General features: G+C 57.5%; 8 protein-coding genes. 6 read left to right on the top strand and 2 right to left on the bottom strand.

Annotated features, from left to right (window positions below; genetic code table 11):
• The first annotated feature begins 42 nt into the window (after positions 1–42).
• The 3 genes from NW820_RS05125 (at position 43) to NW820_RS05115 (ending at position 1722) form a co-directional block, all read left to right on the top strand.
• Positions 43–1080 (top strand): CobW family GTP-binding protein, encoded by a 1038-nt coding sequence (locus NW820_RS05125; RefSeq protein ID WP_414406864.1) that lies wholly within the window; start codon positions 43–45, stop codon positions 1078–1080.
• Positions 1081–1171: 91 nt separating this feature from the next.
• Positions 1172–1498 carry a hypothetical protein gene (locus NW820_RS05120; protein WP_238376924.1) on the top strand — a complete coding sequence of 109 codons (327 nt, stop codon included), beginning with the start codon at positions 1172–1174 and terminating at the stop codon, positions 1496–1498.
• Between the two features lie 2 nt (positions 1499–1500).
• Complete coding sequence (locus tag NW820_RS05115) at positions 1501–1722, top strand: hypothetical protein (RefSeq protein ID WP_011432797.1); 222 nt, start codon at positions 1501–1503, stop codon at positions 1720–1722.
• Positions 1723–1767: 45 nt separating this feature from the next.
• On the opposite strand, the gene guaA is transcribed toward NW820_RS05115, so the two are convergent.
• Positions 1768–3318: a glutamine-hydrolyzing GMP synthase gene (gene guaA, locus NW820_RS05110; protein WP_414331898.1), complete on the bottom strand. Its 1551-nt coding sequence runs from the start codon at positions 3316–3318 to the stop codon at positions 1768–1770.
• 420 nt (positions 3319–3738) lie between these two features.
• On the opposite strand from guaA, the gene NW820_RS05105 reads away from it, so the two are divergent.
• The 3 genes from NW820_RS05105 to NW820_RS05095 all read left to right on the top strand — a co-directional run bounded on the left by NW820_RS05105 (position 3739) and on the right by NW820_RS05095 (position 5988).
• The gene (locus tag NW820_RS05105; RefSeq protein WP_414341740.1) at positions 3739–4728 is read left to right on the top strand and encodes a hypothetical protein; all 990 of its coding nucleotides are present in this window, start codon (positions 3739–3741) and stop codon (positions 4726–4728) included.
• Complete coding sequence (gene rsmG, locus NW820_RS05100) at positions 4725–5507, top strand: 16S rRNA (guanine(527)-N(7))-methyltransferase RsmG (RefSeq protein WP_414341738.1); 783 nt, start codon at positions 4725–4727, stop codon at positions 5505–5507. Before NW820_RS05105 ends, rsmG begins: the two co-directional genes overlap by 4 nt.
• Positions 5508–5703: 196 nt before the next feature.
• Positions 5704–5988, top strand: a complete 285-nt coding sequence (locus NW820_RS05095; RefSeq protein WP_011432793.1) for an RNA recognition motif domain-containing protein — start codon at positions 5704–5706, stop codon at positions 5986–5988.
• Between the two features lie 68 nt (positions 5989–6056).
• Here the strand turns inward: NW820_RS05095 and NW820_RS05090 are convergent, their stop codons facing one another.
• Positions 6057–6890: a metal ABC transporter permease gene (locus tag NW820_RS05090; protein WP_011432792.1), complete on the bottom strand. Its 834-nt coding sequence runs from the start codon at positions 6888–6890 to the stop codon at positions 6057–6059.
• Between the last annotated feature and the right edge of the window lie 75 nt (positions 6891–6965).

The raw sequence follows: 6965 nt of genomic DNA, 5'->3' as shown, positions 1-6965 counted from the left end.
TAAAGTGGAAGAGTTCCCTCTATATCGGATCGCTGCCACTCTATGACCGCAACCATCGAAGTGCCTAAGCGAGGCTTACCTGTCACCATCATCACAGGTTTTTTGGGCAGTGGGAAAACCACCCTTCTCAACCACATCCTCAACAACCAGAAAGGGATGCGCACAGCGGTGCTGGTCAACGAGTTCGGCGAGATCAGCATCGATGCGGAGCTGATCGTCTCCAGCGAAGAAGACTTGGTGGAGCTGAACAACGGCTGCATCTGCTGCACCATCCGGGACGACATCGCCGAAAGCGTGTTGCGGTTGATGGAACGTTCCGACAAGATCGACTACCTGGTGGTGGAGACTACGGGATTGGCGGATCCCTTGCCGGTTGCCCTCACCTTTTTGGGGCCAGAATTGCGAGATCTGACGCGGCTGGACTCAATCATCACCCTGGTAGATGCCACCAACTTTGCCCCCGATCTGTTCAACAGCAACGTGGCCTACAGCCAAATTGCCTATGGAGATGTGATTCTCCTCAACAAAATCGATTTGGTCGAGGAAGCCGAGATCGAGCGTCTGGAAAAACGCATCCGCGAGATCAAAGAAGATGCCCGCATTTTGCGCACCGTCAACAGCGCAGTTCCCCTGGAGCTAATCTTGGATACCGATTTGTTTCAGGCTAGTTCCTTGCCCCAAGAAGAAGCCCATGATCACGACAGTCACGACCACCATGACCATGAGCACGATCATGACCATCACCACTCCCATCCCAGCCACATCGAGGCCGACGGCTTTAACTCCCTAGCCTTTGAGAGCGATCAGCCCTTCTCTTTGGATGCTTTCCAAAATTTTCTCAACGAGTTGCCCGATGCAGTCTTTCGTGCCAAAGGGGTGTTGTGGTTTGAGGAAAGCCCAGAGCGACATATCTTTCACCTCAGCGGTCGGCGCTATACCCTCAGCAGCGATGATTGGCCTCGCCAGCCCAAAAACCAGTTGGTGCTCATCGGTCAGCGGCTCGATACAGCCCAGCTGCGGGAAAAACTCCAGGCCTGTCTTGCCCGTCCGGCCACGCGGGGTCGAGGGTTTGGTCGCTGAATCAGGGATTGGCGGCAGTCCAGGCTCAAAACAGTCGGGCTACATTCCAGCACCCTCGATCATAAACCCCTGAGGTGATGGCCCACTCTCCATGTCCGACATCTTCGTGATGATCCGCAACCAGGCCAACAACGCGCTCACCTCCATCGATGGGATCCCTTTTCTCAGTTTCCTGGAGCGAGAGGGGCAGTTGATTGCAGAAGAAACCATTGAGTTGATCTATGCGGACGCTGGATTTGATGACCTGCCAATTGGAGAATACACTGTGGGGGTACGGCATGAACGGGTGGAACCCCCGAAAGCCACCTGCCCGGTCAGTATTGCCTCTGAGGACGAGGTTGTTTTGGTAACATTTGTTTACCTTGAGCCCGAGCGGGTTCTGCTGACTATTCACGTCTCTGTGGAGAAGAGGTTGTAGCCATGACTGTCAAGGTCATCCCATCGCGCTCGATCAAAGCCTTTCGCTATCGGGTGTTTTGTTTGGGACAGGATCTCTGGAATGCCCGGGATCCGATTAGCCGTGCCAACCTTGCTCTGCAACTGGCGGATGCCGCTACGACTTTGGCCCGAATGGAAGTCCAAGCCGCTCAGCCCTTCAGCTCAAGCCCTTCCTATTCCCTGCCGGAAGCTGGCCATAGGTAGCCATCGATCCAGCCGGGAATCGAGGCCAGACGCAAGGGATCCCGCCTACTCCCACTCGATGGTGCCAGGGGGCTTGGAGGTGATGTCGTAAACCACGCGGTTGATGCCGGGCACCTCGTTGACGATGCGGTTGGAAATGGTGGCCAAGAGGTCGTAGGGAACTCGCGCCCAATCGGCGGTCATACCGTCTTCGCTGGTAACCAGCCGCACCACCACCGGGCAGGCATAGGTGCGCTTATCCCCCATCACCCCCACCGACCGCACCTCTGGCAGCAGCACGGCAAAGGCTTGCCAAAGTTTGGGATAGTAGCCGGAGCGGTTGATCTCCTGCCGCACGATCATGTCCGCTTCTCGCAGGGTTTCCAGCCGTTCTTTGGTAACCTCGCCTACAATGCGGATGGCCAGCCCCGGCCCCGGAAAAGGATGGCGGCCCACAATCTCTTCCGGCAGACCCAAAGAGCGGGCCAGTTGCCGCACCTCGTCTTTGAAGAGCTTGCGCAAAGGCTCTACCAGCTTAAAGCGCAGATTTTCCGGCAAGCCGCCGACATTGTGATGGCTTTTGATCTTGACGGCAATGCGTTCTCCAGTAACCGGATCCACATGGGTATTGGCAGACTCGATCACGTCTGGGTAGAGAGTGCCTTGGGCTAAGTACTCAAAAGGACCCAGCCGCTGGGATTCTTCCTCAAACACGCGAATAAACTCTGCCCCAATTCGTTTGCGTTTTTCTTCGGGATCGGTAACCCCCTGCAACTGCCGGAGAAACCGCTCCTGGCCATCCACGTAGTGGACGGGAATGTGAAATTGCTCTTGGAAAAGGCGCAGCAGCCGCTGGGGCTCTTCCTTGCGCATAAACCCTTGGTCGATGAACACGCAGGTGAGCTGGTCGCCGATGGCCTTGTGCAGCAGAAAAGCCAAAGTGGAGCTGTCCACCCCCCCTGAGAGAGCCAAGAGCACCTTCTTGTTGCCCACACGGGCACGTACCTCTCGAATGGCTTCCTCCAGAAAAGCTGCCGTTGTCCAGGTGGGCTCGCAACCGCAGATGTGATAGACAAAGTTGCGGATGAGAAAGGCGCCAGCCTCTGAGTGGGCCACCTCCGGATGAAATTGCACCCCGTAGAGACGACGCCTTGGATCGGCAATGGCGGCACAGGGGGTGTTGTCGGTAGAGGCCAAGGTGTGAAAGCCCGGCGGCAGTTCGGTAACCGAATCCCCGTGGCTCATCCACATGATGCTGTTTTCCGGCAGGTTGGTGAGCAGGTCGGTGGGATCCAAAATGTGCAGAGCGGCACGGCCATATTCCCCCTTCTGGGCTGCTTCCACCTTGCCCCCCAACTGCTGCACCATGAGTTGCATGCCGTAGCACACCCCCAGAACCGGGATCCCTAGGTTCCAAATCTCGGGGTCACACACCGGAGCGGCTGGCTCATACACCGAGTTGGGGCCCCCGGAGAGGATAATGCCCTGCGGTTGCAGTTGCCGCAGTTGCTCAGCAGTGGTGCGATAGGAAAGGATTTCCGAATAGACGTGGGTTTCGCGAATGCGGCGGGCAATCAGCTCAGAGTACTGGGATCCAAAATCGAGAATGACGATCATCTGGCGCTGCACTTCGAGGGGGGAAAGGCCGGAACTGGGAGGAGATGCAGAAGGGATCACAAAACCTGGCACAGTGCACAATAAAAAAGCCGGTCCAAGAGACTAGCTTGGCTATGGATACGATGGATACGAAAGAAACATTAAGGGCTCTTCCATGGTAACAGGGGTGGAGAGCTTGCACGCGGCTGCCTGCTCTAAAAAGCCTCTGTCAGGCTTGCCGAGAAAACAGCGCTTCTCGGAGGAGTCTCGCCGAAAAACCGCCTGATGAGCCCCTGAAAAAGCTGGCCACCGGCTGGGCATGACTCCCGCCAACAACGCAATACAGAAGCCAGATGACCTAGCAAAGTTAAGACTTATGATCGTGAAGGAGCGCTCCAGGCCGGTGGGGGTATTGGTAGGGATCCGCAGTGCCATTTTTTTATGTCGATTGTTGCCGAGTCCTTTCAAACCTATCTGCGCCGCCGCCGTCGTCTTCTAGCCCGCCGTCTCAAGCGACAGCAGGGCTGGGTCGTGGTTTTGGCTCTGCTGGCTTTGTACTTGCTCAGTTGGGATGCGCTGGGCGAAGATGGGTCACTATCGCACCTGTGGAGGGGACAACCCCTGTGGCTGGTGTTGATCCCGCTGTTGGGGGGAGGGCTGTACAGCTTGGGCGCCGGGGTGATCTGGATGCTGCGCCAGCGCTGGTCTGCCCAGCTGTTGGCCGAGATGATCAGCTTGCCCCATTTGACTTTGGCTGCCCTGATCTGGCTGGGGTTAGCCGTTTGGGGAGAGCACCTTTCGCCTTTCCTGTTGCGACAAAAAAACCAATTGTTGGCGGGCCTGTTGATCAGTTGGCTGTTGGCCCAGGGGTGGAGTTTTTTCCAGACAGGTTGGGTAGTAGAGGCTGGGCAACTGTGGGCCGACTATCTGCAGGAGCTGCGCGGTTCTGTATTACAGCCCTGCTACCAGCGCCTGGAAACCTGTCGTCTTTCGCTCCATCTTTACCACGCCATTTGGCAAGACCTGCAACTGGAAGAACTGGAGGCCCAGCACCTGATTCAACTGTTGTCTGAGTCGTTGCTGCCGCTGACCCTGCCGCTCAAGGTCTATGCTCAGCGGGTTCACCATTGCTGTCAGCAGTTGGCAGCCCTGCTGGCGCAAATGCAGGAGCGGGTAGAGCGGTTGGAGCAGGTGCTTTTGAATGTAGAGCTGGAGTTGGCCTCTCATCAGTTGCTTCAGGCTCAGCCGCAGCCGATTAACTTGCTGGCGGAAGATTGGGCCAGCTGTCAGGAGCTGGATTTGCAGGAGTTGGTTTGCTTAAACCAAGAGCTGCTGGGCACCGACCGTTCTTTGCAGGGCTTGACCCAAGAGCTGAAAGGCTGGGCCGACAGAGCCATCCCCGCTGGATTGAAACTGGGATCCCTGGGATGAAGAAGGCTGACGCTTCTTCCTCTGAGCCCCCACAGCTCAAGACGCTGTGGGAAAGCTGGCTGGCGGAGCTGGGTTGGCAGCCTTCTGAACAGCAGCAGCAACAACTGCAACAGCTCTATCCGCTGGTGATGGCCGGAAACCGAACCCAGAACCTGACCCGCATCACCGATCCCATCGACTTTTGGGAGAAACACCTGTGGGATTCGCTGCGGGGCCTACGCCTGCTGGGATCCTGGGAGGCAATCCAAGCTCAGCCCTGGCGGGGGATCGACATCGGCACCGGGGCAGGGTTTCCAGGGATCCCGGCCCAAATTGCCCTGCCCCAAACCCGCTTTACCCTGCTGGACAGCACCCAACGCAAGATTGCCTTTGTACAGGACACCTTGCAAAGGCTCTCCCTCACCCAAGCGCGGGCAGTGGCTCAGCGGGCCGAAATTTGGGGGCAAGACCCGCAGGAACGGGGCAGCTATGATATTGCTCTGGCCAGGGCCCTGGCCTCGGCGGAGACCTGCGCCGAGTATTGCCTGCCTCTGCTCAAGGTGGGGGGACGCGCCATCCTCTATCGCGGCCATTGGACCGAGGCAGAAGCCCAAACTTTGGAGCAGGCCCTTGAGCTCCTGGGCGGAAAACTGATCCATGTAGAAGCCTTCACCACACCCCGCAGCCGTGGGGTGCGCCACTGCCTACTGCTGGAGAAAGTAGCCCCCACGCCGCCTCCTTATCCCCGCTCTCCCGGCACTCCCAAACGCCAACCGTTGGGCCAAAGCAATCGCCCATGAAGGTTAGGATCCTGAGTTTCCATCTTGCTACAAAAGCTTCTCCCAATTCTCGGACAAAAAGCTGCAAGAATAGCTTTGCAAATGCCATTGGGAAGACTAAGATGTGGTTGGCATGAGGTTCGGATTGAGCGAATGGTTTAACCAGGTGAGCCTCCGAACTGAACGCTAAAGGGTAAGGTTCGGAGTTTGCTACACCATGACCATTTTTGTAGGTAATTTGTCCTTCAAGGCCAGCGAAGAAGACCTGCGACTTGTGTTCGCCGAATACGGCACCGTTAAGCAAATTAAGCTGCCGGTGGATCGGGAGACTGGCCGTAAGCGAGGTTTTGCCTTTGTGGAACTGGAAAACGAAGCCGATGAGCAAAAGGCCATCGACGAGCTGGATGGCGCTACTTGGATGGGCCGGGATCTGAGGGTCAACAAGGCGTTGCCTCGGCAGACCAGCGCAGGCGGTCGGGATGGCCGCTCTTCCCGCTTTTGAGTTAACATGCATATACCCTTTCTCAGATGAGGTTTGAGCCAGGGATCCCAACCCGCGATCCCTGGTTTCTAGCGCGTTCCTGAGAACACTCTGCCCAGAAAGGCCAGGCTAAACCAGGCGGAGGCCACCAGGACGATGGCCGGGCCGGAGGCCACATTGAGGTAGTAGCTGGCGTACATCCCCAGCAGGCTGGCGCTCACCCCAAATAGGGATCCCAACAGCATCACCTGGTGCAATCGAGGCACCACCAGATAGGCGGTTGCCGCTGGCGTGATCAGCATGGCCAACACTAAGAGCACGCCCACTGCCTTCATGCTGGCCACCAACGTCAGGGAAGTGAGCACCATCAGCCCCCACCCCAGCCGCTCGGTGGGCAGGCCGGCTGCTTTGGCCCCCAAGGGATCGAAGCTGTAAAAGGTCAATTCCTTGAAGAAGAGGGCCACTAACCCCAACACCAAAAGGGTGATGCCCACCACTGTCAGCACATCGACAGCATTCACCCCCAGGAGGTTGCCGAAGAGGAAGTGGTTGAGATCGATGCGAGCCCGCCGTTGGATCAAAGTGATCAACAGGATCCCCAAGGCAAAAAAGGCCGAAAAGACGATCCCCATGGCTGCATCCGGCTTGAGGGGGCTGGCGGAGCGGATCCATTGAATTAAGAGGGCGCTGAGGAGACCGGCCACAAAGGCTCCCACAAACAGGTTGAGGCCCAGCATGTAGGCAATGGCCAGGCCCGGCAGCAGCGAATGGCTGATGGCATCCCCCAGGAGGGCCAAGCTTTGCACCAGCAGATAGCTGCCCACCACGGCACAGAGAATGCCGACGGCCACCGCCACCAGCAGAGCCCGTTGCATGAAGGCAAAACTCAAGGGATCCGCCAGGCTGTGCCAGAGCCATTCCATAACGTTGTTGACCTCAAACTCTCCCTAGGCAGCTGAGTCCAGCAGCAGGGCTCGGCCATAGGCCCGCTGCAACAC

Origin of the sequence: Synechococcus sp. R55.7 (assembly GCF_047461955.1) — a bacterium.
In the GTDB taxonomy this organism is placed as follows: domain Bacteria; phylum Cyanobacteriota; class Cyanobacteriia; order Thermostichales; family Thermostichaceae; genus Thermostichus.
This window is presented reverse-complemented; position numbering and strand designations above follow the sequence as displayed.

Coding starts and splice junctions, on each gene's coding strand:
- NW820_RS05105 (WP_414341740.1), top strand. CDS start 3,739: ATGTCGATTGTTGCCGAGTCCTTTCAAACCTATCTGCGCCGCCGCCGT.
- NW820_RS05125 (WP_414406864.1), top strand. CDS start 43: ATGACCGCAACCATCGAAGTGCCTAAGCGAGGCTTACCTGTCACCATC.
- guaA (WP_414331898.1), bottom strand. CDS start 3,318: ATGATCGTCATTCTCGATTTTGGATCCCAGTACTCTGAGCTGATTGCC.
- rsmG (WP_414341738.1), top strand. CDS start 4,725: ATGAAGAAGGCTGACGCTTCTTCCTCTGAGCCCCCACAGCTCAAGACG.
- NW820_RS05090 (WP_011432792.1), bottom strand. CDS start 6,890: ATGGAATGGCTCTGGCACAGCCTGGCGGATCCCTTGAGTTTTGCCTTC.
- NW820_RS05115 (WP_011432797.1), top strand. CDS start 1,501: ATGACTGTCAAGGTCATCCCATCGCGCTCGATCAAAGCCTTTCGCTAT.
- NW820_RS05095 (WP_011432793.1), top strand. CDS start 5,704: ATGACCATTTTTGTAGGTAATTTGTCCTTCAAGGCCAGCGAAGAAGAC.
- NW820_RS05120 (WP_238376924.1), top strand. CDS start 1,172: ATGTCCGACATCTTCGTGATGATCCGCAACCAGGCCAACAACGCGCTC.